This is a genomic window from Actinomadura madurae (assembly GCF_900115095.1).
GTDB classification, from domain to species: Bacteria; Actinomycetota; Actinomycetes; order Streptosporangiales; family Streptosporangiaceae; genus Spirillospora; species Spirillospora madurae.
The window spans coordinates 297951-321995 of sequence record NZ_FOVH01000012.1; the positions used below are offsets into that span (position 1 = coordinate 297951).

Annotated in this window: 22 protein-coding genes; 13 read left to right on the forward strand and 9 right to left on the reverse strand. The window is 67.7% G+C overall.

The genetic code is table 11. The annotated features are described in order from the left end of the window. Nucleotides 1-48: 48 nt before the first annotated feature. Nucleotides 49-825: a DUF2249 domain-containing protein gene (locus BM339_RS30915; RefSeq protein ID WP_075023126.1), complete on the reverse strand. Its 777-nt coding sequence runs from the start codon at nucleotides 823-825 to the stop codon at nucleotides 49-51. A 58-nt stretch (nucleotides 826-883) separates the two neighbouring features. Here BM339_RS30915 and BM339_RS30920 point away from each other — a divergent pair, with 58 nt between their 5' ends. The 3 genes from BM339_RS30920 to BM339_RS30930 all read left to right on the forward strand — a co-directional run bounded on the left by BM339_RS30920 (nucleotide 884) and on the right by BM339_RS30930 (nucleotide 4916). Beyond that, the gene (locus BM339_RS30920; protein WP_075023127.1) at nucleotides 884-1999 is read left to right on the forward strand and encodes a hypothetical protein; all 1116 of its coding nucleotides are present in this window, start codon (nucleotides 884-886) and stop codon (nucleotides 1997-1999) included. Next, entirely contained in the window at nucleotides 1996-4470 is a 2475-nt protein-coding gene (locus BM339_RS30925; protein WP_075023128.1) for a multicopper oxidase domain-containing protein, read from the forward strand. Before BM339_RS30920 ends, BM339_RS30925 begins: the two co-directional genes overlap by 4 nt. A 71-nt stretch (nucleotides 4471-4541) precedes the next feature. After that, the gene (locus BM339_RS30930; RefSeq protein ID WP_075023129.1) at nucleotides 4542-4916 is read left to right on the forward strand and encodes a hypothetical protein; all 375 of its coding nucleotides are present in this window, start codon (nucleotides 4542-4544) and stop codon (nucleotides 4914-4916) included. Between the two features lie 101 nt (nucleotides 4917-5017). Here the strand turns inward: BM339_RS30930 and BM339_RS30935 are convergent, their stop codons facing one another. Further along, entirely contained in the window at nucleotides 5018-5617 is a 600-nt protein-coding gene (locus tag BM339_RS30935; RefSeq protein WP_075023130.1) for a TetR/AcrR family transcriptional regulator, read from the reverse strand. 129 nt (nucleotides 5618-5746) lie between these two features. On the opposite strand from BM339_RS30935, the gene BM339_RS30940 reads away from it, so the two are divergent. From BM339_RS30940 to BM339_RS30960, 5 genes are all read left to right on the forward strand, one after another. Continuing rightward, nucleotides 5747-6139: an ester cyclase gene (locus tag BM339_RS30940; RefSeq protein WP_021593148.1), complete on the forward strand. Its 393-nt coding sequence runs from the start codon at nucleotides 5747-5749 to the stop codon at nucleotides 6137-6139. Nucleotides 6140-6256: 117 nt separating this feature from the next. Beyond that, nucleotides 6257-7573, forward strand: a complete 1317-nt coding sequence (locus tag BM339_RS30945) for a HEAT repeat domain-containing protein (RefSeq protein ID WP_143118668.1) — start codon at nucleotides 6257-6259, stop codon at nucleotides 7571-7573. Nucleotides 7574-7618: 45 nt separating this feature from the next. After that, on the forward strand, nucleotides 7619-8743 hold the full coding sequence (locus BM339_RS30950) for an SRPBCC family protein (protein ID WP_256255522.1): 1125 nt from the start codon (nucleotides 7619-7621) through the stop codon (nucleotides 8741-8743). 81 nt (nucleotides 8744-8824) lie between these two features. Continuing rightward, on the forward strand, nucleotides 8825-10054 hold the full coding sequence (locus tag BM339_RS50195; RefSeq protein WP_075023133.1) for a putative sodium/potassium/calcium exchanger: 1230 nt from the start codon (nucleotides 8825-8827) through the stop codon (nucleotides 10052-10054). Nucleotides 10055-10056: 2 nt separating this feature from the next. Continuing rightward, nucleotides 10057-10311, forward strand: a complete 255-nt coding sequence (locus BM339_RS30960; protein ID WP_075023177.1) for a hypothetical protein — start codon at nucleotides 10057-10059, stop codon at nucleotides 10309-10311. On the opposite strand, the gene BM339_RS30965 is transcribed toward BM339_RS30960, so the two are convergent. Together BM339_RS30965 and BM339_RS30970 are read right to left on the reverse strand one after the other, a co-directional pair. After that, nucleotides 10295-10861 (reverse strand): DUF1877 family protein, encoded by a 567-nt coding sequence (locus BM339_RS30965; RefSeq protein ID WP_075023134.1) that lies wholly within the window; start codon nucleotides 10859-10861, stop codon nucleotides 10295-10297. The genes BM339_RS30960 and BM339_RS30965 overlap by 17 nt on opposite strands. A 2-nt stretch (nucleotides 10862-10863) precedes the next feature. Further along, nucleotides 10864-11619: a hypothetical protein gene (locus tag BM339_RS30970; protein WP_143118669.1), complete on the reverse strand. Its 756-nt coding sequence runs from the start codon at nucleotides 11617-11619 to the stop codon at nucleotides 10864-10866. Between the two features lie 65 nt (nucleotides 11620-11684). Between BM339_RS30970 and BM339_RS30975 the strand changes: the two genes are divergently transcribed. The 3 genes from BM339_RS30975 to BM339_RS30985 all read left to right on the forward strand — a co-directional run bounded on the left by BM339_RS30975 (nucleotide 11685) and on the right by BM339_RS30985 (nucleotide 19689). Then, nucleotides 11685-12179 (forward strand): macro domain-containing protein, encoded by a 495-nt coding sequence (locus BM339_RS30975; RefSeq protein ID WP_218163807.1) that lies wholly within the window; start codon nucleotides 11685-11687, stop codon nucleotides 12177-12179. A 362-nt stretch (nucleotides 12180-12541) separates the two neighbouring features. Beyond that, nucleotides 12542-15640: a DISARM system SNF2-like helicase DrmD gene (gene drmD, locus BM339_RS30980; protein WP_075023137.1), complete on the forward strand. Its 3099-nt coding sequence runs from the start codon at nucleotides 12542-12544 to the stop codon at nucleotides 15638-15640. 2 nt (nucleotides 15641-15642) lie between these two features. Continuing rightward, complete coding sequence (locus BM339_RS30985; RefSeq protein ID WP_075023138.1) at nucleotides 15643-19689, forward strand: Eco57I restriction-modification methylase domain-containing protein; 4047 nt, start codon at nucleotides 15643-15645, stop codon at nucleotides 19687-19689. Between the two features lie 69 nt (nucleotides 19690-19758). Here the strand turns inward: BM339_RS30985 and BM339_RS30990 are convergent, their stop codons facing one another. The 5 genes from BM339_RS30990 to BM339_RS31005 form a co-directional block, all read right to left on the reverse strand. After that, nucleotides 19759-20337 carry an endonuclease domain-containing protein gene (locus BM339_RS30990; protein WP_075023139.1) on the reverse strand — a complete coding sequence of 193 codons (579 nt, stop codon included), beginning with the start codon at nucleotides 20335-20337 and terminating at the stop codon, nucleotides 19759-19761. A 468-nt stretch (nucleotides 20338-20805) separates the two neighbouring features. Then, nucleotides 20806-21891, reverse strand: coding sequence for a methyltransferase domain-containing protein (locus BM339_RS30995; RefSeq protein WP_075023140.1), 1086 nt, complete (start codon nucleotides 21889-21891; stop codon nucleotides 20806-20808). Continuing rightward, nucleotides 21888-22013: a hypothetical protein gene (locus tag BM339_RS51820; RefSeq protein WP_256255524.1), complete on the reverse strand. Its 126-nt coding sequence runs from the start codon at nucleotides 22011-22013 to the stop codon at nucleotides 21888-21890. Before BM339_RS51820 ends, BM339_RS30995 begins: the two co-directional genes overlap by 4 nt. A 145-nt stretch (nucleotides 22014-22158) precedes the next feature. Then, nucleotides 22159-22452 (reverse strand): hypothetical protein, encoded by a 294-nt coding sequence (locus tag BM339_RS31000; RefSeq protein ID WP_143118670.1) that lies wholly within the window; start codon nucleotides 22450-22452, stop codon nucleotides 22159-22161. 30 nt (nucleotides 22453-22482) lie between these two features. Further along, nucleotides 22483-22911, reverse strand: coding sequence for an ATP-binding protein (locus BM339_RS31005; RefSeq protein ID WP_143118671.1), 429 nt, complete (start codon nucleotides 22909-22911; stop codon nucleotides 22483-22485). A 32-nt stretch (nucleotides 22912-22943) separates the two neighbouring features. Here BM339_RS31005 and BM339_RS31010 point away from each other — a divergent pair, with 32 nt between their 5' ends. Next, entirely contained in the window at nucleotides 22944-23828 is an 885-nt protein-coding gene (locus tag BM339_RS31010; RefSeq protein WP_111829974.1) for a helix-turn-helix domain-containing protein, read from the forward strand. Next, nucleotides 23825-24019 carry a DUF397 domain-containing protein gene (locus tag BM339_RS31015; protein WP_075023143.1) on the forward strand — a complete coding sequence of 65 codons (195 nt, stop codon included), beginning with the start codon at nucleotides 23825-23827 and terminating at the stop codon, nucleotides 24017-24019. Before BM339_RS31010 ends, BM339_RS31015 begins: the two co-directional genes overlap by 4 nt. Nucleotides 24020-24045: the final 26 nt, after the last annotated feature.

Here is a 24045-nt window from a genome sequence, read left to right on the forward strand (position 1 = left end):
CACCTGGCGGTCGCCCGCGCCGCGACCGCCAGGTGCGTTCCGGTCCCGTCAGGGGCGGCCGACGCGGACGCGCCAGACCTCCGGGCCGGACTCCTCGTAGTCCCAGGTGAACCCGCCCGGGTGCTCGGCGGCGAACTGGTAGTAGAGCGGCTTCGGGTCGTGGTCGTTGACCAGGACGAACGCCGTCCCCGGCGCGAGCGCCCCGAACGCGGCGAAGATCTGCTGATGGCGCTGTGCCGGGACGAGCGTCCGGACGTCCAGTTCGCCGTCCTCGGTGACCTCGGCCGTGGCGCCCGGCGTGCCGGGGTCGTCATGGCCCCCGCAGGTGCAGTGATGGCCGCCGGCGGGCTCCTGGCCGCCGCCGAGGATCTCGTGCATTCCGGCGAGGAGCGCGCCGAGATCGACGCCCGCGTCCACCAGGGCGGGCAGGAGCAGATCGTTCTCCTTCTCCAGGTGGGACTGGAACAGGGCGTTCACCGCGGCCGCCACGCTGACCGCCTCTCCGGGCGTCCGCGCCGCCCCCAGTTCGGCGACCCTCTCGCGCAGGACGGTGTGCTCGCGGAGCATCGAACGAAGCAGTAGCCGGGCGCCGGGCAGATCCTCCGCCGCCTCGTAGAGGGTCCCCTCCTCGGCCTCGGCATGGGGGAGGACCTCCTCCAGGCAGAACGCGACGAGCTGGTCACGCCGCTCGTAGGGGGCGGCGAGCTGGTCGACGGCGCGGGAGACGGTGAGCGCGTGGTCGGCCATCGTCCGGCCGAGGCGCTCGTGGTGGTCGAGGATCGCCCGCACGGTCTCCTGCTGCGGGCTCGCGGTCGATGTGGTCATTAGCACTCCTCGGTGCCGGGCATTTTTTACAACAGTACTTGTATTTATAATCGATGGCATGGAGGATCGGATCGTCGGGGTAGCCGGCCGCCCCCGGGCCGCACCCCGCCCGGCGGCGCGCCGGTTCCCGCTGCTCGCCGGCGCGCTGCTCTCCCTCATCGCCGGGCTGTGGGGGGCGCTGGGCCTGCTGGACGCCGGCGTCCCGATCCCGCGCACGTCCTTCGCGCAGCAGCACGGCCCGCTGATGGCGCTCGGCTTCCTCGGCACGCTGATCTCGCTCGAACGGGCCGTCGCCCTCGGACGTCCGTGGGCCTACATCTCCCCGGCGCTCGCGGGCGTCGGGGCCCTGACCACCGCCGCCGGTCTCACCGTCCCCGGGCGGCTGCTCCTCACCGCAGCGGGCGGCTGGCTCGTCGCGGTCTACATCGCCGTCCTCGGCCGCCGGACAGGACGCGACCTGGCGGTCCAGGCGTCCGGCGCCGTCGCCTGGTACACCGGCGGTCTGCTGTGGATCGGCGGCCGGACGGTCGCGGAGATCGTCCCGTGGCTCGCCGCCTTCCTCGTCCTCACGATCGCGGGGGAGCGCCTCGAACTCGCCCGCGTCGCCTTCCTCGGGCGCCGCGCGTCCGACGGCCTTCTCGGAGCCGCCGCGCTCATCGGCGCGGGCGCCGCCGCCTCCGCCCTGTGGCCGGACGCGGGCTGGCGGCTCACCGGCCTGGGGATGGCCGTGCTGGCGGGCTGGCTCGCCGTGCACGACATCGCGCGCCGGACCGTCCGCTCGACGGGCCTGCCCCGCTACGCCGCCGCCTGCCTGCTCGCCGGATACCTGTGGCTCGCCGTCGCCGGGACGATCTGGCTCGCCGCCGGACGGCCGTCGGGCGGCCTGTACGACGCCGCCCTGCACGCCGTCTTCCTCGGCTTCGTGATGTCGATGGTCTTCGGGCACGCGCCCGTGATCCTGCCCGCGGTCCTGCGGGTGCGGCTGCCGTACCACCCCGTCCTGTACGCGCCTCTCGTGCTGCTGCACGCGTCCCTGCTGGTCCGCGTCGCCGGAGACGTCTCCGCCGTCACCGGCCTGCGGACCCTCGGCGGCGTCCTGGGAGAGGTGTCGCTCCTGCTCTTCGGCGGCTGCGCCGTGGCCGCGTCCCACCTGCCGCGAGGGGAACCGTCATGACGTCCATCGGAGTGCGCCCGGCAGTGGGCCCGCCCCCGGCCCCGCGCCGTTCGCGGTCGGTGTGGCACGCCGTGGCCAACGGGGTGGTGCTGGCCTGGCTGGCGCTGACCGTGGCCGCCGCCCTCGTCCATCGCGAACTGCCCGCGCCGCAGTGGCTGCTCCTTCACCTGTTCCTGCTGGGCGCGGTCACCAACGCCATCGTGACCTGGACGGAACACTTCGCCGCCGCGCTCCTGCGCCTACCGCCGCCCCCGGACTGGTGGCCCATGACGCGGCTGGCGGTGCTGAACGCGGGCATCATCGCGGTTCTCTGCGGCGTCTCCGAAGGGTTCCCGTGGGTGGCTGTCGGCGGCGCTGGGGCGGTCGTGGCCGTGATCGCCGCACACACCGTCGTGGTGGCGCTGCGCGGCCGGAACGCCCTCGGCGGACGGTTCGCGCACGTCGTCACCTGGTACCTGTGGGCCGGCGCCGCGCTGGTCACCGGCGGGACGCTGGGCGGGCTGATGGCGTCCGGCCGCGCCCCGTCCGGATGGCATGAGCCGATGCGCGCCGCGCACGCGCAGGTCAACATCCTCGGCTGGGTCGGGCTGGCGGTCCTCGGCACGCTGTTCACGCTGTGGCCGACCGTCCTGCGAACCCGCGTGGCGGACGGGACGGGCCGGATCGCACGCTGGTCCCTGCGCCTCGCCGTACCCGGACTCGGATGCGCCGCCGGCGGCCTGCTCGCCGAACTCCGATGGCTCGCCGCCGCCGGGCTCTTCCTCTACGCGGGCGCCGCCGCGCTGGCGCTCGTCCCCTTCGTCCAGACGGTTCGCCGGCGCCATCCCCACACCCCCGCCTCGTGGGTGCTCGCCGCCGGGACCGCTTGGTTCGCGGTCACGCTGGTCGTGGACGCGTCCCGGCAGAGCCTGTCCGACCTGCTCCCGCTCGTTCTCGTCGGCTTCATCGGGCAGACGCTCCTGGGCGCCCTGACCTTCCTGCTCCCGGTCGTCCTGGGCGGCGGCCCGGCGGCGCTGAAGGCCAACGCATCCCTGATCGAACGCGCTTGGAAGCTCCGAACGGCAGCGATCAATCTCGCCGTGCCGCTGCTGGCGGCCCCCGTGCCCTGGTGGCTGAACCGCGCGGCTTGGACGATCGTCCTCGCCGCGCTGGCCGCCTTCGTCCTACTGGCAGCCGCGACGATCCTGCGCTCTCACCGTCCCTCACCGACCGTCGCGGCCATCACCGCCGGAATCCTCCTTACCGCGCTGGCGGTGGGGGTCACGGCCGGCGGCGAACGCCCCGCCCAGACCGTCACGGCATCGGGCACACGAGTCGTGGACGTCACACTCGCCGACATGCGCATCCGCCCCGGGACGATCGAGGCCGCCCCAGGCACCCGTCTCGTCCTGCGCGTCACCAACAAGGACACGATGCAGCACGACCTGCGGCTAGCGTCCGGCCAGGCGACCCCGATGCTCGATCAAGGACGGTCAGCGACGCTGACGGTCCCTTCGGTGAAGGGGACGATCGACGGCTGGTGCACAGTGGCCGGCCACCGTGCCGCAGGCATGACCATGCAGATCCGGACGACGCATGCAAACCACCAGATGTCGTCGGGCCCCTTGGACCTGACGACCCCGATGTCCCCGACCTGGCGCCCCCACGACGCCACGCTCAAGCCCGCCCCAGGCGCCAAGGAACACCGCCTCGACCTGCACGCCACAGAACAGGAACTGGAGGTCGCCCCAGGCGTGCGCCAGCGCATGTGGACGTTCGGCGGAACCGTCCCAGGCCCGGTACTGCACGGCAAGGTAGGCGACGTTTTCACCATCACGTTCGTCAACGACGGGACCATGGGACACGGCATCGACTTCCACGCCGGATCCCTCGCCCCGGACGTCCCTATGCGGACCATCCAGCCAGGAGAGCGCCTCACCTACCGCTTCCGCGCCGAACACGCGGGCGCCTGGCTCTACCACTGCTCGACGATGCCGATGCTCCAGCACATGGGCAACGGCATGTACGGCGCGGTCATCATCGACCCACCCGACCTGCCCCGCGCCGACCGCGAGTACGTCCTCGTCCAGGGCGAGCTCTACCTGGGCGCTCCCGGCTCTTCCGCCCAAGTCGCCAAGATGCGCGACGGCCGCCCCGATGCCTGGATGTTCAACGGCACCGCCGCCGGCTACGACCACGCCCCCCTCACCGCCCGAGCAGGCGACCGCGTCCGCGTCTGGGTAGTGGACGCGGGCCCGTCCTCGAACACGGCATTCCACATCGTCGGAGCCCAGTTCGACACCGTCTACAAGGAAGGCGCCTACCTTCTGCGCAAGGGAGACCCGGGCGGTGCCCAAATCCTCGACCTGGCCCCCGGCCAAGGCGGCTTCGCAGAAGCCGTCATCCCCGCCCCCGGCCACTACCCCTTCGTAGACCACGACATGCGCCACGCCGAAACCGGCGCCCACGGCACCCTACATGTCAGCAAATAGTCGCATCTCGCTTCGAACATTGTCGGTTCTGTCTTCGAAACCGCATGACATCTCATTCCGAAACGCTCATAATGGCGGGCGCGCTTCCTGAACTGGCGGTCCTGAGCTCACCGGGCCATGCCAACGGACCGGACGTCGAAGCGGTCGTGTGCGGTGCGCTCGCCGCACTCGACAAAGTCGGCAGCAAAACCGGAGGAAAGAGGGAGAACGCCGACTGGGGCAAGTCCCACCGTGCCGAGGGCCGTGCCGAGGGCCGTGCCGAGGGCGTGGCACAGGGTGAAGCGAAGGGCGAGGCCAAGGCGCTCCTGCTCATGCTGGAAGCGCGGGGCCTGGTGGTTTCGGACGATCTCCGCGAGCGTGTCACCGGCTGCACCGACACTGACCAGCTCGAACGCTGGGTGAAGCGCGCCGCCGTCATCGACAAGGCCGAAGACCTCCTCGACTGACGACTCATAGGCCCCGGCCCCCGCGGGTGGGCGGGGCTGTTCAGCGGGCCGCATCGGTAGCGGGCGGCTACCGGTTCGATGCCCTGCCCGAGCATCGGTCGTCAGGCCGGCGGCCAGTTCCGCAGAGCGGCGTCGGCCACGCGCTGGAGATCCTCGCATGCCGCGCCACCCGCCGCCTGTACGGCTATGCCGTTCGCGATCGTCATGACGTAGCGAGCGATCTGTTCCGGGTCGGCGTCGGCGGGCAGGTCGCCCTCCGCGACGGCCCGCTGGAATCGGTCGCGCAGGTGCACCTGGCCCTGGGCGCGCCACTCGGTCAGGATGTCGCGCGCGACCTGCCCGGTCTCGCCGACGGCCAGCGCGCCCTGCACACCCAGGCACCCAGTGGGGCATCCGGGCCGGGTGTTGGCCCGGACCGAGCCGGCGAGGAACACCGCGGCCACCTCGCGGGCGGTGGGTGCTCGCAACGCCTGGACGACGTAGGCGCCGGGACCTTCCGTGTAGCGCTGCAACACCTTTCGGAAGAGCTGCTCCTTGTTGCCGAAGGCCGCGTACATGCTCTTGCGGGAGATACCCATGGCCTCGGTCAGGTCGGCGAGGCTGGCACCCTCGTAGCCCTGCCCCCAGAAGACCACCATCGCCTTCTCGAGCGCCGCCTCGGCATCGAACGCTCGCGGACGCCCCAGCTGTGCCTTCTGCATCGCACCACCCTACCTTCTGCACCGATCGGTGCAGAAGTGCTACAGTCCCATTCGGCACTGATCGGTGCCGAAATCTGCGGAGGTCGGAGACGCTCCGTGACAGAGCGGTACAGAAGAAGGGGCGATCCGATGACCGAGAAGGATCTGCGCAGCTGGTACATGCGCTATGCGGCGGCGCTCAACGCCCATGAGTTCGACGGCATGGACGAGTTCATCGATGACCAGGTCATGCTGAATGGCGAGCCTGGCACCCGGGACGACGTCGTCGCGGTCCTGAAGGGGATCGTCGAAGCCGTTCCGGACATTCACTGGGAGATCAAGGAGCTGCTGTTCGACCGTGACGGGATCGCCGTACGCGCGATCAACACCGGCACTCCAGCGAAGGAGTGGCTCGGTGTTCCTCCTTCCGGCGCCTCGTTCGAGATCGTCGAGTACGCCATTTACAAGGTCGGTAACGGTCGATTCGTGCAGATGACGAACCTGCACGATTCGGCCGAGATGCTTCGACAGTTGACCGCCTGACAGCAGGGGTCTTTGGTCGGCTTCCAGGAAACAGTCGACCAGAGACCCCGACTGGTACGGCGGCGGGCCTCATCGGTAGCGGGCGGTGTGTCGGCGGGGTGTGCAATCCTCTTGGGCGTGAAGATTGCGGAGCTGGTTGAGCAGTTGGCCGGAGGCGAGAAGAAGCCCGCGGGGGATGCTCTCGTTGCCCTCGGTGAGGTGGCTGTGCGGCCTGTGTTGGACGTTCTGTGCGACGAGGGGTCGCCGGTCGACTGGGTGACCAGTGCGGTGGTACTGCGCCGCATCGGTCTTCCCGCGCTCGATCCGCTGATCGAGGCCATGGCCACGGCCTCCTCCGCCGAGGTGGCGCGGCGTTGTGGGTGGGCGCATTCCGGGCTTGAGATCGACGATCTTTCTGTGTTCGTCCCGGGTTTGGGGCATCCGAGCCCGAAAGTGCGGGATAACACGGCCTATGTGCTCCAGCTCAAGGGGGCGGCCGCCCTGCCGTACGTGCCTGACCTGATCGCTCTTCTGGACGACCCCGATGAGGATGTGCGGCGGCGGGTCGTTTGGGCGCTTCAGGAGATCGGGCCTGGGGCGCTTTCGTCCTTGCGTGACGCGCGGCGCTCGTCTGGGCGGCTTCGGCGGCGTGCGTTGGAGGCCCTTGTCGCGGTCGGTGGTCCTGCCGCCCTGGGCGACCGCGACCGGGCGCTCATCCGGCGTCTGATCCGGGTGAAGCTCGCGACCGAGACGCCTGAGCCGATGCATTTGTGCGGCACCTGGTACGCCGTCCCCACCGTTGATCAGCCTGCCGTCCTGGACGCGTTCGGCCTCTCCGATCCCGAGCCCGTCACGATGCGGCTGGGCGCTTCCGCGTGGAACCACGACCACCACGCCTTCTCCGGTGAGCACCGCTCGTGCCGCCGGGTGTACGTGACCCCGCGGGTGGATGGCTGGACGCTTTTGTTCGGGGACCCCTTCGACTATCACGACGAGGAAGTCGATGCCGCCGCCGTTCAGAGCCACTGCCGTGAGCTGAGCCTCCGTTTCGGTACGGCTCACTGGTACGGCGCGAGCTGCGGAGACAGCTGGACCGCCTGGTGTGTCGCAGAGAAGGGCGAGATCGTCCGCTACTACGACATCGAGGAGCCGGAAGACCAGATCGGTTCCCACCCCGCCGAGGACGGTTATGTCCTCCCGCACATCGACGCCTTCCCCGACGATGCCTTCGACGGCGTCGACATCAACGACAGTGACGCCTTCCTGGCCCGCTATCTCCAGGTCAAGAAGGACCTTGGCATTCCCGACGACGCTCACGCGACGACCGTCGCCGCCCGCGCCTCGGTCGACCCGTCCGCACTGGGGCCGGAGACGGACGTCCAGGGACATGGCGTCGTGGCCCTGACCCCGTGCGGCCGGGAGCGCGGACACCCCCGGGGCGCCCTCGAGATCTGAACGGGCCGGGTATACGGCCGGTAGATCTTTCGTTTTTGCTGGTCAGTGACGTTTCCGTCGTTTTGTTGCAGTCTGTCGGGCTATGTCCCGGGAGTCGGGGACAACGGCCTAGAGAGCGAAGTGCTGATCATGACGGAAACGGGCAACGGAGGCAACGGCGGCAAGGCGGCCCAGGACCTTCCGGTCGAGGAGCTCAAGAAGGTCGGCCGGGAGTTCGTCCAGGCGCTCATGGTGCGGACGCTGGAGCAGGCCGGCGGCAGGATCGCGGGTCTGACCGAGCGGTTGAACGACGCCGCGGAAGGCGGGGGAGCCGGGAAGAAGGCGGCGGCCGCCGGTGTGAAGAAACTCGCCGAAGGCGAGTCACCGGTCAAGGCGGGCCTCAGCGCGGGCGCGGCCGGCGCGAAGGAGAAGGTGAAGGAGGCCGTGAGTGGCAAGGGCGGCGGAGGCAAGGGCGGTGGCGGCGGCAAGCTGAAGGTCACCAACATCATCGAGCAGTTCGATGTGGGGCTGCCGCGGCGCGTCGCCTACGACCAGTGGACGCAGTTCGCCGACTATCCGAGCTTCACCAAGAAGGTGGAGAGCGTCGAGCAGGAGTCCGACGAGAAGCTCAACTGGCGGGCGCAGATCTTCCTGTCCCACCGCACCTGGGAATCGACGATCATGGAACAGGTGCCCGACGAGCGGATCGTCTGGAGGTCCAAGGGCCCCAAGGGCTATGTCGACGGTGCCGTGACGTTCCACGAGCTCGCGCCCACCATGACGCGGATCCTGCTGGTGGCCGAGTACCACCCGGACGGCTTCTTCGAGAAGACCGCGAACCTCTGGCGCGCCCAGGGCCGCCGGCTCCGCCTCGATTTCAAGCACATCAAGCGCCACATGATGACGCAGACGCTGCTGAAGCAGGAGGAGGTCGAGGGCTGGCGCGGCGAGATCCGCGACGGCGAGGTGGTCAAGACCCACGAGGATGCCCTCAAGGAGGAAGAGGAGGCCAAGGCGCGCGAGGAAGGCCAGGAGCGCGAGGAAGGCCAGGAGCCCGAGGAGGGCGAGCGCGGTCAGGCCGGCGAGGACCAGGAAGAAGACAAGGGCGGCGAGGCTCGCGAGGACGGCGAGGACCGCTCCGCGAAGGCCGAGGAGGCGGAGAAGGAGAAGGCCGAGAGCGCCAAGGTCTGACGTCTCCGCTGGTGGCGCCGCATGTTCACCCGCGGATCCGGGAAGTCATGGGGCGGGGCAGACGGAGCATCGGGGGGAACGATGGGCGACGACCGCACGTCCGACAGGCCGGAGCGTGACCGCGACCGGAACGGATCCGGCGCCGAGTCGAACGGCCTGACCGGCAGGACCTTGACGCCGGGCAAACGGCCGCATCCGAGTGAAGGGCCGGACGTCTACCTGGACGTACCGCTCGTCAAGGTGGACGAGATCTCCCTCGAAGTCGAGAACCTGGACGCGCACGTCTCGCTCGTCGCCGAAGTGCTCGATCTGCTCAAGCTGAACGTGGGTGCGGACGTGTTCCTCGGCAGGGTCAAGCTGGAGATCAAGGGCGTCGAGGCGCAGGCCCAGCTCGAAGTGCGGCTCGACAACGTGGCCCTCATCGTCGACCGCGTCCTGACCACCCTCGACCGAAACCCGGAGATCCTCCAGCACATCGGACGCGGCGTGGAGTCGGCCGCCCGCAACATCGGCGCCGGCACCGGGACCGCGGTGGGCGAGGTCGGCAAGGGTGCCAAGGGAGCGGTCGAGGACGTCGGTCGCGGCGCCGGCGAAGCCGTCGAGAGCGTCGGCGAAGGCGCTGGGGGTGCGGTGGAGAGCGTCGGTGAGGGTGCCGGAGGTGCGGTCCGGGACGTCGGCAAGGGTGCGGGCGGCGCGGTCGAGAGCGTCGGCGAGGGCGCCGGTGGCGCCGTCCAGGACGTCGGCAAGGGCACCGGGCGCGCGGCCGAGGAGGTGGGCAAGGGCGCTGGTGAGGGCGTCGGCGAGGTCGGCAAGGGTGCGGGCGGCGCGGTCGAGGACGTCGGCAAAGGCACCGGACGTGCCGCTGAGGGAGTAGGGGAGGGCGTCAGCGACGTCGGCCAAGGCGCCGGGCGTGCGGCCGAGGAGGTTGGCAAGGGCGCGGGCGAGGGTGTCAGCGACGTCGGCAAGGGTGCGGGTGAGGCCGCCGAGGGAGCGGGCCGGGCGGCGGAGGCCACCGGCAAGGACGTCACCGACAAGGCAGGCGAGGCGGCTGAGGACGTCAGCGGCAAGGCGGGCGAGGCGGTCGAGAACGTCAGCGGCAAGGCGGGCGAGGCGGTCGAGGACGTCACCGGTGACGGCCCTGACCAGGAGGACGAATCAGAAGGCAAGAGGGACACAGAGGCGAACCCAGTCAGCGAGCAGGAGGAAACGGCTGTTCGCAACGCCTTCCACGAGACCGAGGATTCCGTGCGCGACCTGGGACGGGCATTGCTCCGAGTGATCTCCGAGCGGTCCCGTTCGAGCAAGGGGTGATCATGGCCCGTGACGAGTTCCCCGACGACGAGCTCCGCCGCACGGCGGACATCCTCTTCACAGCCAAGGTGAAAGCCGACGAACTCCGCTTCGAGACCGCCCCCGAGAACTCGGTCGAGTTCACCGAAGAGGCCGACGCCGCGTCCGGAAGCCGCCGCACCAACCTCCCCGACAGGGTGGAGAAGAACGTCACGTATCGCAACGTCGAAGTCGACTACGCCATCGCCGCGAAGCTAGGCATCAACCGATCTCTTTGATGACGGCATTGCCATCGGCGGCCGCGCGGGCGTAGAAATCGCGGACGGTGGAGAAGACCGTCGCGAGGACGCCATGTTCCACCATGTCCTCGCTCGGCGGCCATCCCCAGCCCTCGAATGAATAGGGCCGCACTTCTTTCAGGAACGCGTAACGCTCACGAATCAAGGCGTCGCGATCGAGTTCGCGCAGGAAGCCGTCAACGGCGCGCACCTGGTCGGGGCGCAGGAGGCGCGGCACCCTATAGATCGTCCCTTCACCCATGACGAGCCCGCCCAGTACTACGTCGGCGGCGGGAGGGTCTCCAAGGTCGTGCTCCAGGCGCTCGTCAGAGAGGCCGGTAAGCAGGACGTGGAGGGCCTCCCACGTCCGGTGCGTGTCCACCTCCTCAATCTTGCACAGGGAACCGGACGGGTCGTATCCGGCATCGTTCGGCAGGTCTTCCCAGACGTCCCGCAGCCGCTTCAGCCCCGCGTCCAAACCATGCGGATGGTCGAGCACGGCCGCGACCTCGGCACCGTCGTACCTGCTCAGCCACATCCAGTAGCCCATGTCTAGCCGTGCCGGGTCAGCCGGACGTAGCCGTAGGGGTTGTAGAAGAAGTCGTCCTCGTCATAGCGGTCGCACGCGCCGGTGCGGAGGACCCAGCGCGGAGAGTCCTCGGTCAGCCGGAAACCGGCGCCGTCCTCGATCTCCTCCGCGCGCGGGTCGGTGAGCAGGTAGATCGCCAGCGTGTCCAGATGCACGACCAGATCGGCCAGCTCATCCCTGGTCAGCTGCGACGCCTCGGCCTCGATCTCCACGTCCGGCGCGCCCAGAAGGTGCATGCCACAGCTGTAGAGCACCTTCCCATCGGAGATCGGCCGCTTCACCCAGGCGGTGATGAGCGCGTCGGCCAGATCCTCCGCCTCGGCGCCGGACGCTCGTTCGGCCAGCGCGAGCCAGCGCTCCCGGCCGTGCGCGATGCCGCTGCTCTCGTTCTTCACGGCGGTGGCACCCGACTCCAGCAGCGCGGCCGTTGCCGCCAGCAGCCGCCGCGAGGTGTCGGCCGCCATTTCTCGCATCATCGGCATGGACAGCAAGTACGCGACGGTGTCGTGGGACTCCACGGCCGCCCAGTCCGCGTCGTCGAACGAGGCCGCGGCCATGCACGCCTCGAACGCCTCCGGCATCCGAGGATCGGGTTCGGACTCGGAGTACTCGCGGTCGAGCACGAACCCGCCGAACCCGGACGCGACCCGCTCGACCTCCGAAAGGTCCAGCCCGGACCCGAGCACGCACAGCACATGTCGAGGACTCACTTCAACCATCCCGGCACGTTACCGATCTTGACCCGATCATGCGATGTCGGAGGCCATCGCTACGCTCCGTCAGCGTGGACACCACTCGATCGGGGGATCCGTTGATCGTCGAGAGGACGGGAGACCTCCTGCGGGACGACGCGCAGGCGCTCGTCAACCCCGTCAACACGGCGGGCGTCATGGGAAAGGGCCTCGCGCTCCAGTTCAAACGCGCCTACCCCGACAACTTCACCGCCTACGCCAAAGCGTGCGCCGAAGGCCGCCTGCACCCGGGAGAGATCCTCTGCGTCCCAGTGGACGACCGCTGGATCCTCAACTTCCCCACCAAACGACACTGGCGAAGCAAATCGCGCCTCGAAGACATAGGAACCGGCCTGGAGGCCCTGGCCTGCCTCCTGGACGAGCGACACATCACCAGCGTGGCCATCCCACCCCTGGGCTGCGGCCACGGCGGCCTCGCCTGGACGACCGTCCGCCCCCTAATCACAACGACACTCGCCCCCCTGCACGTGACCGTCCACCTCTACCCACCAAACACGAAGACCCCACCACCTCCCTCAACCCGCTGAACACCGCATCCCGCCCCGCCCGGGAGACAGCGCCGCCAGGACATTGACTGGACTGTCGGTGATGTGCCTGCAGTCCCTGTCGTGGTGGATCGCGTCCCCACCGTGCGCCGAGCAGAACATCTCTCCGGTGGAGGGCCGCAGATCGAAGGACTGCCCGTCGTAGTGGACGTGACTCTGACCGACTCCGGTCAATCGTGTATGAAGTACACGGACAACCTATCCGTTGATGGGATATCGAGGGATATCGTAGGGTCGGTTGACCCTCCCGGCCGGATCGGGTCGCCGGGCGGCGTTCCCCGCGAACTCTGTGCTACGAAGTGTGCGCAGCTCAAACCGGCGGACAATCTCGATGAGGAGAACTGTTGGCGGCGACAGTGACCGATGAGCGTCCCGTTCCCGGTGCCCTTGTGCAGGTGCGTGGCCAGCGCTGGGTCGTGAGCACCGTGGACGAGCAGCAGGAGAGCACGCTCGTCACCCTGCAGTCCGTCGAAGACGGCCGCTACGGCGACACGCTCTCCGTCATCTGGGAGGTCGAGCCGGGCCGCCGCACCCTCCCGTCCGGTTCCCTTCCCGAGGTGGGCCAGGGCAAGTTCGACTCACCCGACCGTCTCGCGGCCTTCCTCGACGCGGTCCGATGGGGCGCCGTCGCGTCCGCCGACGTCAAGACGCTCCAGGCGCCGTTCCGCTCCGGCGTCGCCATCGAGGACTACCAGCTCGAACCCGTCGCCCGCGCCCTCGACGCCCCCCGCGTCAACCTTCTCCTCGCCGACGACGTCGGCCTCGGCAAGACGATCGAGGCGGGCCTGGTCGCGCAGGAACTCCTCCTCCGCCAGCGCGGACGCAAGATCCTCATTGTCTGCCCGGCCGGCCTGACGGTGAAGTGGCGGGACGAGATGGCCGAGAAGTTCGGCCTCGACTTCACCGTCATCGACTCCGAGGAATGTGCCAGGGTCCGCCGGACGCACGGCAGCGCCGCGAACCCGTTCGAGGTGTACCCGCATGCGATCGTGTCGCTCCCGTGGCTGCGCGGCGCCAAGGCGCAGCGCCTCCTCGACGAGGTCCTCCCCGCCGACGGCCCGACCTACCCGCGCACGTTCGACCTCCTCATCCTGGACGAGGCGCACCACGTCGCCCCGGCCGCGCCCAAACAGATCTACGCGGTCGACTCCCAACAGACGAAGCTCATCCGGAGGCTGGCGCAGCACTTCACCCACCGCCTGTTCCTGTCCGCGACCCCGCACAACGGCTACCAGGCGAGCTTCACCGCGCTCCTGGAGATCCTGGACGACCAGCGCTTCGCCCGCGGCGTCCCGGCCGAGGACTCCGCCGTCAAGGACACGGTCGTCCGCCGCCTCAAGCGCCAGATCATCGACAACGGCAACCCGCGGTTCAAGGCGCGCGACGCCCGCGAGATCCCCGTCGTCTACCCGGACGACGAGCGCGAGATCCACAAGCTGCTGCGGGAGTTCGCGCAGATCCGCCGCCGGCGCCTCAACAAGACCCGCGGGCGCCGCGCCGCCGACCTGGTGACCCTGCTGCTGAAGAAGCGCCTGTTCTCCAGCCCCGCCGCGTTCGCGCACACCGTCGCCGCCTACATGGAGACGCTGAAGTCGAAGGGACGCCACATCCTCCCGCCCGAGGACGAATGGCTGGAGGGCTTCTTCGACGACGTCGCCACACTCGACGACGAGTCCCTGGACGAGGCCGAGTCCGACGCCCTGACCCTCACCACACCGCTCGTGGAGTCCCGCGACGAGGAGCTGGCCCTCCTCCAGCGCATGTACGACTGGGCGGCGGCGCATGAGGCGCAGCCTGACGCGAAGGCCCTCAAACTCATCGACTACCTGACGTCCGTCTGCCGCCCCGACCGCGACTGGACGAACGAGCGCGTCATCGTCTTCACCGAGTACCGCGACACCAAGGACTGGCTCCGCGACCTGCTCCGCGCCCAGGGCTTCGGCGGTGACCGCGTGGCCGAACTCGACGGCTCCATGAACGCCCACGAGCGGGAGAGGCTACGGCTCGCCTTCCAGAAGGCGCCGGACGAGCATCCCGTCCGCATCCTGCTCGCCACCGACGCCGCCAGCGAGGGCATCGACCTGCAGAACCACTGCCACCGGCTCGTCAACTACGACATCCCGTTCAATCCGAACAAGCTGGAACAGCGCATCGGCCGCATCGACCGGTACGGCCAGACCGAGGTACCCGAGATCCGCCATTTCGTCGGCACCGGATGGGACAAGGCCGTCGACTCCTACGAGGCCGACCTGGAGTTCCTGTCCCGCGTCGCCGTGAAGGTCGCGCAGATGCAGGAGGACCTCGGCTCCGTCAACGCCGTCCTCGCCGACGCCGTCCAGCGCCGCCTCCTCGGAGAGCGAGTCGACGTGGACGCCGAGACGGCGAGGGCCACGAAGAAGGACAACGTCCCGTCCGAGTCCGACGTCGGCGGCCAGGTCCGCAAGCTCCGCGAGAACCTGGACGAGACGGTCCGCGAGCTGCGCATCACCCCGCCCGGCATCAAGCGCGTCGTCGACACCGCCCTCGAACTCGCCCGGCAGCAGCCGCTCCAGAAGGCCGTCGACCCCGACGACGGCGTCTACGACGTTCCCGTTCTCACCGGCTCGTGGGAGCGCGCGTCCGCCGGCCTGCTGGAGAAGCTGCCGAAGGACGGCCAGCCGCCCCGCCAGCTCCCCGTCACGTTCGACCAGCGGATCGCGAAGGACCGCGACGACGTCGTCCTCGCCCACCTCGGGCACCCGCTCGTCGCGATGTCGACCCGGCTGCTGCGCGCCGCCGTGTCCAACGACCGCATCGACCTGAACCGGGTCACCGCCGTCACCAGCGACGACCCGGAGCTGGAGGCGACGCTCGTCGCCGCGTTCTCCCGCTTCGTCCTCGTCGGCGCGGACGGCGTCCGCCTGCACGAAGAGGTCCTGTACGCGGGCGGCTGGGCCCCCGATGGGGGGCGGTTCCGCCGCCTGGAGAACCTGACCCGCCTCGGCGGCGTCCTCGACCGCGCCCTCACCGCCGGCACGGCCGCGACCCCGCGCATCCAGAACCGGCTCGCCGAACGGTTCGAGTCGCTGCGGCCCGGCCTCGAATCCGCCATCGAGTGGCGGAAGAACACCCGCCAGGAGTCCTTGAAACGGCGCCTCGACCAGCGCCGCGAGGCCGAGTCTCGCCGCATCACCGCGAACATCGACCAGTTCGCCGCCACGCTCCGCGGCCAGCTCGCCAAGGGCGACGAGGAGGACACCCTGTTCTCGGTGATCGAGACGCGCAGCCGCGACGAGATCCGCCAGTACCAGAACGACCGCAAATCCTGGGAGGACCGCCTGCAACGCCTAGAGGACGAGAAGGCCCTCGAACTCCAGCAGATCGAGGCCCGCTACGCGAGTCCCGAACCGCACTCCTTCCCCGTCGCGGTGGTGTTCGTCGTCCCGAAGCGAGAGGCGATCTGACAATGGCACGGTTCCCCAAGCACAGGGACGACTTCAACCACGCCGACTGGCTCAGCCTGATCGACGTGTCCGGGCCGTTCCTCAGCGTCCCCGTCCTCCGCCGCGTCTGGCCCACCCTCGACGCGCTCGACAAGGGCACCCGCGAACGCCTCCGCCAGGAGCACGCCGCCCTCCCCGGCCGCCCGTGGATCGACTACGTCCTGACCGGACTCCTCGGCTGGGACGACGCGGTGCACTTCACCGGCCTGGACGCCCTGTCCATGGACGTCCCCGAGCACGACACCGAGGTCACCCCGTCGTTCGCCCTCCTCGAACCGGGCACGACCCCCGGGACGGACGCGAAGAACGTCCGGCTCCTCGGCCTCATCAGCGACGACCGCCCCACCCAGCGGATCAAGGACTCGGACTGGGCCGCGACCCCCGTCGACCGCCTCGCCCAGCTCTGCCGCCACCACGACGTCCAGCTCGGGCTCGCCACCGACGGACGCTGGTGGGCCCTCGTCTGGGCCCCGCGCGGCGGCGTCACCACCACCGCCGTCTTCGACGCGGTCAACTGGCACGAGGCCGCCGAACGCGACGTCGTCCGCGCCTTCCTGTCGATCCTGAACCGGGCCCGCTTCTTCTCCGTCCCGGACGACGAGACGCTCGTCCACCTCCTCGACGTCAGCAAGGACAACCAGGAGGACATCACCGAGGCCCTCGGCGTCCAGGTCCGCCAGGCCGTGGAACTGCTGGTCGCCGCCATCGGACGCGCCCACACCGCCGACGTCGCCCAGGGCGGACGCGGCATCGGGGACGTCACCGCCCACGAGGTCTATCGGGGCGCCGTCGCCGTCATGATGCGCGTCGTGTTCCTCCTCTTCGCCGAAGAAAGAGGGCTCCTCCCCGCCGACAAGGAGCTGTACCTGACGGCCTACTCCGCCGGCCGCCTCTGCTCGGAACTTGAACAACGTGCCCTGGACGGCAGCGAAGAGGACCTCGAACACACCTACACCGGCTGGCACCGCCTCCTCGCCCTGTTCAACGCGGTGTACTACGGCGTCGACCACCCCGAGATGAAGATGCACGCCCACGACGGCTCCATCTTCAACCCGGAGACGTACGCGTGGCTGCCCCACACCATCGACGACCGGACCGTCCTGCACATGCTCCGAGCGGTGCAGTACGTCCAGATCGGCACCGGGAAGAGCCGTGAACGCCGGAGGCTTTCCTTCGCCGCCCTGGACGTGGAGCAGATCGGATACGTCTACGAGGGCCTGCTGTCCTTCGAGGGCTTCTACGCGGACGAAACCTACGTTGGTCTCATCGGAAAGGCCGGGCTCGAAGAAGAGGTCGCCCTCCGCACCCTGGAGGATTTCGCCGCCGACAGCCCGGACGTCCCGTCGCTTGCCGCCAAGCTCGCCACCGAGTACAAGGACTCCCGGATCGGCTCCGCCAAGGCCCTGGAAAAGCGATTCGCGCCCCTCTCGGACGCCGAGAAGCAGGACGCCCAGCGCAAGCTGCTGGCCGTCACGGGAGGCGACTACCCGCTGACCGAACGCCTTCTGCCGTTCTACAACCTCATCCGCACAGACCTCCGCGACCTGCCCGTGGTCATCCTGACGGACGCCCTGTACGTCACGGAGTCAGCGCTACGGAAGAACACCGGCACCCACTACACGCCCAGCTTCCTCGCGAGGCAGGTAGTGGAAGGTGCTTTGGAGCCGCTCGTCTACTCGCCCGGCCCCCTTCAGACGGCGGACAAGAACGAGTGGAAGCTCAAGACCTCGGACGAGATCCTGTCGCTCAAGGTCGCCGACATTGCCATGGGCTCGGCCGCGTTCCTGGTGGCCGCCTGCCGTTACCTCGCTGACAAGCTCGTGGAGGCATGGGTCCGCGAGGGCGATGAGCGCGTCCGCGACTACAAGGGCAAGTCGACCACCACGGCCGCCGACGCCGAAGCGGACCCCGTCATCATCGACGCCAGCCGTCAGATCATCGAGCACTGCCTTTACGGCGCGGACATCAACGAGATGGCCGTCGAAATGGCCAAGCTCTCCCTGTGGCTCGTCTCCATGGACCCGCACAAGCCCTTCACGTTCCTGGACGACCGCCTCATCGTCGGCGACTCGCTGCTCGGGATCACGTCACTCGACCAGCTCGAAGTCATGCACATGGACGCCAAGGCCGGCCGGAAGCTACACGAGGACGACGGCGCCCTCTTCAACCTGACCACGGGCATCCGAGAACTGGTCGGCCGCGTCGCCGACAAGCGCCGTCAACTGGTCGAGATCGAAGGCACCGACCTGGACAAGCTCGCCACCAAGCGCGCCATGCTCGCCGAGGTCGAGAAGGACACCGAACGCGCCCGCCTCCTCGCCGACCTCACCACCGGCGCGGCGTTGGCGAACGCCAGCAGGGGAGCGGCTGGCCTGGACACCGCCTCCAAGCTGGCTGTCACCCAGGCGCTCAAGGTCATGTCCGGCGACGAGGCAGCAGAGCTTGCCTCCCGTGACCAGCTAAACATGTGGCTGCGCACGGACCAACCGGCCGGAGGCTTCGACCGCGAGCCCATCCACTGGCCCCTGGTGATCCCGGAGGTCTTTGAGAAGGGCGGCTTCGACGCCATCATCGGCAATCCTCCATTCCTAGGCGGAAAGAAGGTCAGTGGTTCGCTAGGCTCAGCCTATCGGGAGAACCTCGTCAATATTATCGGCCATGGAGTTCGAGGCAGTGCCGATCTGGTGGCCTACTTTGTTCTGCGTTCTCACGAGTTGTTGACTTCAAGTGGCCAGACTGGCCTTATCGCGACGAACACCCTCGCGCAGGGGGACACAAGAGAAGTTTCGCTCGATCACTTGCTGAGAATTGGCGTGACAATACGACAGGCGGTCCGGTCGAGTCCTTGGCCCTCCAAGAGTGCCGTTCTTGAGTATTGTGCAATCTGGACGAGTAAAGCATTTCTTGCATCCGAAGTCGATCGACTCTCGGATGGTGTCAGAGTCTCGGGTATTACATCCTCCCTTGAGCCGCAATCCCGTGTCAGTGGTCCTGCCCATCGACTAGTTGGCAGTCGGAGCATCGCGTTCATCGGATCTTATGTGCTGGGTACGGGATTTATGTTGAGTCCAGAAGAGGCGCAGGAGTTGATTGTTAGAGATCCGAGGAATAAGGAAGTTCTATTTCCGTACCTCAACGGAGAGAATCTGAATAGTAGGCCCGATCTTTCTGCGTCCCGGTGGGTGATTAATTTTCGCGACTGGCCGGAAGAGCAGGCCAAAAGGTATCCTGCCCCATTTGCAATCGTGGACAGTTTGGTTCGACCGGGGCGTCAGCGCCTTGGAGAGGATGGAAGGTACGCCCTTCGGAAGCCTCTGCCGCAGCGTTATTGGCAATATGCCGACAAGCGCCCTGCCATGGTTAATGCTCTCAGAATGTTGCGGCACACCATCGTAATTACGCTGGTTAGCAAGACCGTCATGCCAGTTATGGTGCCAACTGGCCAAGTCTTTGCTCATAAACTCGGAGTATTTGCGACGGACGATACTGCAATGTTGGCTTTGCTGAGCAGCTCCCCGCACTATTGGTGGACAGTGAGTCGCAGTTCGACGATGAAGACGGACATCAATTACTCTCCCTCCGATGTGTTCGAGACGCTGCCCCTGCCAGAGATGACGCAGGAGATGCGGAGGTTGGGGGACCGGCTTGATAGGTTCCGGCGGGATGTCATGTTGGCGCGGCAGGCCGGGCTGACGCAGACGTACAACGTCGTCCATGACCCGGAGTGCAGCGACGGGGACATCCTTGAGCTGCGGGAGATCCACAAGGCGATCGATGAGGCGGTGTGCCGGGCGTATGGGTGGGATGACCTGGTCCCGCAACTCGATCATGGGCATCACCCGGTCGGACGGGAGACCCGGTACACCGTGGGGCCGGCCGTGCAGCGGGAGTTGATGGATCGGCTGCTTGAGCTGAACCACGAGCGGTATGCGGCCGAGGTGGCCGCCGGCCTGCATGACAAGAAGGGGAAGAAGCGCCCAAAAGCCGGTGAGCAGGACGGCCTCTTCTGATTCGTTGACTTGCGGCGTGTTGCCCTTATGTGCGTCCCCATAAGGGCAACACGCCGCAAGTCAACGGGGTCAGGCGGGGGAGCGGTCGGCGATGGCCTTTCGGATGCGATTGAGGACGGTCCTCGGATTACCGAACAGGCCGTCCTTGTTGACGCGGATGACGATCCAGCCATGCTCGATCAGACGGCCGTCACGTTCGATGTCGTAGCTGTACTGCTTGTAGTCCTGCTGGTGGTGAGCGCCCTCGTACTGAATGGCTATCTGTAGAGCCGGGTACGAGAGGTCCGGCCGGGCGAGCCAAACGCCGCGCTCGGTGACGACGTCCCGGTTGGCGATGGGACGAGGGAGGCCCGCGTCCACTATGAGCATCCGCAGCCTCGTCTCTGGTGGCGAGTCGCTCTTCTCGTCAAGGTGCGGCATTGCGGACTTGGCCCGTCTGACCCCGCGACGCCTGTAGCAGTCCTTGTTGAGGAAGCTGTTGAGCCGTGTTCGCGTGGTAAGCCCGTGCCGCAGCATATGGTCGCCGGCGACGATCAAATCCATCCGCGGCATTGTCGCCGCGAGTTCGAGGAAGAGCCGTTCCGGACCGACCACCTGCCAGCCGTCCCACAGGCGAAGATGCTTTGGCAGAATGGTGTAGCTGTGCACCCGCAGGTCCTTGATTCGAGGGACAGTTGGGCTGGCGGACGGTACGGCGGCGTGGATGCGCGTGTCTCGGTCAGGCACAGGGACGCCGTAGAGCCGTGCGGCCGTCACACCGCAGAACACCGCAGCGGACGGAAGAAGTAACCTCGCCGCTTCACAGCGGAGCCCGGGGCTGTCCGGAAGATCAGACTCTACGTACACATCGTAGAATATGCGCCGATATTGCGAGGAACGAAGTTCTTTGGCGGTCACTCCGATACTCTGAGCTTCCGCGGTCCGGAACGGCCGTTTCTTCAGGTTTTCGGGCACCTCTCGGGGGGATCTCACGCTGAGTTCCTACGCCCCTCGGAGATCCACAACTCCCTCCATACGCAAACGGCGTCCAACTCGTATCCAAATCGTTGATCGCGAACCGTTCAGTTGCGGCGTGTTGCCCTTTTGAGGGCGCGCGTAAGGGCAACACGCCGCAAGTCAACGCGGGGGCCGGGTGGCTGGGGTGTCCAGCCAGATTGTTTGCTTGTCGGGTGTGACGGTTATGCCGAAGCGGGTGATGTCCGGGCGGCCCCACTTGAGCCATTGCAGGTAGGCGGCTTCGGTCTCGTCCCAAAGGGAGCGGTCGCCTGCCTGTTGGACCTCGTAGTCGGGTAGGCCTGGTTCGTAGTCGACCGAGGCCCAGGCGCCCTCGTAAGTTTCTCGGTCCAGGATCCAGAGCGTTGCGCCGTTGGCATCGGTGTAGAACTTCGAGATCACGCCCGGGACCAGGGCCGCGATGGTGAGGTCGATGCTCACCGGGCCGTAGGGGAGCGAGCGGGGGTCCAGTTGGGTACGGCTCACCCGGACGTCCCTTTGGACGGCTTGCGTCCATGTTCGGGCCGATCCGTAGGCAGGGCGTTGGGCGCGCATCATCATGTAATCGGCTGATCCGCTGAATCTGCCCACGGCCGTGCCGTCGCCGAGCACATCGAGGCGTAGGACGGCGCCGCAGCCGTACCCCGCTGAGAACGGGGTCACGATCACGCCGCCGGGGCGCGTCTGCTTCACCCAGACATGGGGCACACATGGCACCGCGCATGTCGCGTGGATTCGGTCGTAGGGGGCGCCTTCGGGCCATCCGTCCGCGCCGTCGCCGACGATGATGCGAGGTTCGTAGCCTGCCGCCTTGAGCCGTTCGGCGGCCTTGGCCGAGAGCCCCGGGTCGACCTCCACTGTGGTGACGTTGTGCGTACCGACGCGAGCGGACAGGAGGGCGGCCGTCCACCCCGCGCCCGTGCCGATGTCCAGGACGCGATGGTCGTCGAAGGGGTCGAGCTGGTCCAGGAACTCGACCACCATCGTCGGCATGGACAGCGACGAGCTGGCCAGCCCTTCACCCTCGGTCCGGCCGTCCTCGAATTGGGTCACAAGGGGCTGGTCGAGCGCTACGACCTCGTCCCACTTGGCGGGCTCGGTCGTGCGGTCGATGCGCACCCAGGGGCCGGGCTCCAGGTCCGCCCACACCACGTCGGGTGAGAACGAACGCCGGGGCACCGAGCCGATGATCTCGTGCCAGTCGGTCACTGACGCTTCCCGTCGCTGGGGTTGCCGTTGGTCTTGTCTCCGTTCCCACGGGATCCGCCCTGCGGCTTGCTCCCGTCGGTGGTGGTCTTCTCGTCGCTGTTTCCCTTGTCGCGGTCGCCCATCATCTTCTCCTTCGTTGTGACGTTGCGGCTGGTGAACCGCAGTGGAACCTCTGGACGGACGGCCATGTGCCACGCTTGGAACGCCGTCCGCCCGGAGGGGTCTAGGTGCCGGGGTCGCCGTAGGTGTGGACCTCGGCGGTCGTGGTCACGGATGAGCTCCGACCGCTCGGGCGATCGTGTCGGCCGCGGTGGTCGGGGTCTCGGCCGTGCTGATCGTGGCGCCGGTGTCGGCCCAGGTGAACACCCAGGCGCCGCTGATGTAGTCGGCGCCGACCTCCGTGAATCTGCTGGGCGACTCGGTGTTGATCACGTACAGGACGGGCGTGCCGCTGCGCTGGACGATGCCGCACGACATCCCGCCGCGCCTGCGCACTGCCTCATCGAGAGCGGCCAGGAACGGACGCCGCCCCGCCGTGGCCCTTTGATCGTCAATGGTCATGCTCGTACTACCTCCCGGCGAGGGGCACCGCTACGGGTGCATGCGCGACCACACCCACTTGCCGCCGGCCGGGTCGGAGGTGACACCGCATTCGGCGGACAGGGCCTGGACGATGTGCAGGCCCCAGCCGCCGTTCTCGTCGAACGCCTCTTCGGACAGGTCGAGGTCTTCGAGGGTGAGTTCGGTCATCGGCTTGGCTTTGGGCAACTCGTGGTCGGCGTCCCAGACGGCGATGATGACCCCGTGGGCGTCCCGGCTGAGCTGGAGACGGATCTCCTTGTCCGGCGTCTGGCGGGCCGCGTTGGTGACGAGTTCCGAGACGATGAGAAGCGCGCCGTCGAGAATGTGCGAGTAGTCCCATTTGCGGATTTGTGTGTCCGCGAAACTGCGCGCTAGCCCCACTGCGGAAGGTGTGCCCATAAGGGGCATGATCGGCTCTGCGGTCGCCGTCATCGCCATCGTCCCGTCCCTGCCCAAGATTCCGAATTCCTGTGACAAGGATCACCGAACTGTTCTACGTTTCGCCTGTAGCCATCGAAGATGAATACAGGGAGGACGCAATGCCGATCGTTCGCGAACCCCTCGATCCGAAGGTTTCGATGTGGTACTTCCTGGCCTTCTACCTGCGGTTTTGGCGAGAGAAGACGGGACTATCGCTGACCCAGTGCGGGGAGATCATGGGAGTAACGCGGGGCACTGTATCCAACTTCGAGGCGGGGCGGCGGCGCCTGCAAGACGACCACGTTCGAGCGCTGGACCGACACTTCGGGACAGGATTGCTATTTCAGCTTCTGCTCTGGTTTGCCCGAATGGCCCACGATCCTAACTGGGGAAAGCAGCTCGTCAAATATGAGCAGGAGGCGACCCTGATCAAGGCCTACCACGGCCAGGTCATCCCGCTTGCCCTCCAGACCGACGAATACACCTGGGCCTACGTCCAGTCCGGTACACCGAAGGACTTCGAGGCCGCGATGGAGAGGCGCGTTGCTCGAAAGAGGTCCTTCTTCGAGCGGGGGACTGAGGTCGAGTTGTGGGCGACGATCGATGAGAGCGTGTTGGCGCGTGAGGTCGGAAGCCCGGAGGTGCACAAGGCGCAGTTGAACCACTTGCTAGCCATGGCTGCCCTTCCGCAGGTCAGCCTACGTATCGTCCCGTTCAAGTCGGGTGCTCACCTTGGTGTTGACGGCTCGCTCCAGATTCTCAGCCTGGAGAGCCGCGACATCGCCTATTCGGGCGCCCAGAACGGTGGCCGCTTGATCGAAACGCCTGGCGAGGTTCGCGAATTGTCGGTTAAGTTCGATCGCATCGGCGCGAAGGCGGCCTCCCTGGAGGACTCGCACGAGATCATCAAGCGGTACTTGGAGAGCTACGAATGATCATGCAGTGGCGCAAGAGCACCCACAGTGGCGGAGCGGACGATGAGCACTGCGTTGAGCTGGGACGACTTGCGCCAGGGGTCGGGATCGGGGTGCGGGACAGCAAGGATCCGGATGGGGGACACCTCACCTTGTCGGTTGCGCAGTTCGCCGGCCTGATCGAGCAGGTCAAGAGGCTCTCGGAGCGCTGACCGGCTCGTTCCAGTCACGCTCGGTG

Bases quoted from the DNA above. Each gene is read 5' to 3' on its own strand.
- BM339_RS30920 (WP_075023127.1), top strand. From the start codon at position 884: ATGGAGGATCGGATCGTCGGGGTAGCCGGCCGCCCCCGGGCCGCACCC.
- BM339_RS30960 (WP_075023177.1), top strand. From the start codon at position 10,057: ATGGCCCGTGACGAGTTCCCCGACGACGAGCTCCGCCGCACGGCGGAC.
- BM339_RS30985 (WP_075023138.1), top strand. From the start codon at position 15,643: ATGGCACGGTTCCCCAAGCACAGGGACGACTTCAACCACGCCGACTGG.
- BM339_RS31015 (WP_075023143.1), top strand. From the start codon at position 23,825: ATGATCATGCAGTGGCGCAAGAGCACCCACAGTGGCGGAGCGGACGAT.
- BM339_RS31000 (WP_143118670.1), bottom strand. From the start codon at position 22,452: ATGACCATTGACGATCAAAGGGCCACGGCGGGGCGGCGTCCGTTCCTG.
- BM339_RS30970 (WP_143118669.1), bottom strand. From the start codon at position 11,619: ATGGTTGAAGTGAGTCCTCGACATGTGCTGTGCGTGCTCGGGTCCGGG.
- BM339_RS30915 (WP_075023126.1), bottom strand. From the start codon at position 825: ATGACCACATCGACCGCGAGCCCGCAGCAGGAGACCGTGCGGGCGATC.
- BM339_RS30935 (WP_075023130.1), bottom strand. From the start codon at position 5,617: ATGCAGAAGGCACAGCTGGGGCGTCCGCGAGCGTTCGATGCCGAGGCG.
- BM339_RS51820 (WP_256255524.1), bottom strand. From the start codon at position 22,013: ATGGGCGACCGCGACAAGGGAAACAGCGACGAGAAGACCACCACCGAC.
- BM339_RS30925 (WP_075023128.1), top strand. From the start codon at position 1,996: ATGACGTCCATCGGAGTGCGCCCGGCAGTGGGCCCGCCCCCGGCCCCG.
- BM339_RS50195 (WP_075023133.1), top strand. From the start codon at position 8,825: ATGGGCGACGACCGCACGTCCGACAGGCCGGAGCGTGACCGCGACCGG.
- BM339_RS31005 (WP_143118671.1), bottom strand. From the start codon at position 22,911: ATGGCGATGACGGCGACCGCAGAGCCGATCATGCCCCTTATGGGCACA.
- BM339_RS30965 (WP_075023134.1), bottom strand. From the start codon at position 10,861: ATGGGCTACTGGATGTGGCTGAGCAGGTACGACGGTGCCGAGGTCGCG.
- BM339_RS30940 (WP_021593148.1), top strand. From the start codon at position 5,747: ATGACCGAGAAGGATCTGCGCAGCTGGTACATGCGCTATGCGGCGGCG.
- BM339_RS30930 (WP_075023129.1), top strand. From the start codon at position 4,542: ATGGCGGGCGCGCTTCCTGAACTGGCGGTCCTGAGCTCACCGGGCCAT.